The organism is Streptomyces apricus (genome assembly GCF_008369065.1).
GTDB lineage: Bacteria > Actinomycetota > Actinomycetes > Streptomycetales > Streptomycetaceae > Streptomyces > Streptomyces apricus.
Genome location: NZ_VDFC01000262.1, coordinates 1 through 853 on the forward strand (window position 1 = coordinate 1; position 853 = coordinate 853).

General features: G+C 74.1%; 1 protein-coding gene. It reads right to left on the reverse strand.

The genetic code is table 11. From position 1 onward, the window contains the following. Positions 1 to 48: 48 nt before the first annotated feature. On the reverse strand, positions 49 to 853 hold an 805-nt coding region (locus tag FGF04_RS39580), incomplete at its 5' end, for an HAD hydrolase family protein (RefSeq protein ID WP_149516215.1).

Consider the following 853-nt stretch of genomic DNA (forward strand, 5'->3'; position numbering starts at 1 on the left):
CGGCTCTGACGGGGGCGGCTCCGAGGAGGGGGCTCTGACGCGGGGGCCCTAGGGGGTCCCGCGCTCGGCGAGGATCCGCTCGATCACGACGGCCACACCGTCCTCGGTGTTGGCGGCCGTCCGGCCGGACGCCGCGGCGATCACCGCGGGGTGCGCGTTGCCCATCGCGTACGAGGTGCCCGCCCAGGTGAGCATCTCCACGTCGTTCGGCATGTCGCCGAAGGCGACGACCTCCTCGTGCGAGATGCCGCGCTCGGCGCAGCACAGCGCGAGGGTGCTCGCCTTCGAGACACCGGGGCCGCTGATCTCCAGCAGCGCGCTGGGGCTGGACCGGGTGACGTCGGCCCGGTCGCCGATGGCCGTGCGGGCGGTCATGAGGAAGTCGTCCGGGGCGATGTCGTGGTGGTAGGCGAGGATCTTGAGCACCGGCTCGTCGGCGCCCGGGGCGTCCGGCGCCAGCAGCTTTTCGGCGGGCGCCAGGGTGTCGGGCGCCTCCAGGTGCAGCTTGGGGTACGCGGGCTCCTGGTAGAAGCCGTACGTCTGCTCGATGGCGAAGAGGGTGCCCGGAGCGGCGTCGCGCAGCAGCCGCACGGCGTCCAGCGCGTTCTCCCGGGGCAGTTCCCGGACCTTGACGAAGCGGTGCGCGCCGGGGCCGCCGTGCAGGTCGACCACCGCGGCGCCGTTCCCGCAGATGGCGAGGCCGTGGCCGTGGACGTGATCGCTGACCACGTCCATCCAGCGGGCCGGGCGCCCGGTGACGAAGAAGACCTCGATGCCGGCGGCCTCGGCGGCGGCCAGGGCGGCCACGGTGCGGGGCGAGACGGACTTGTCGTCGCCCAGCAGGGTGCCGTCG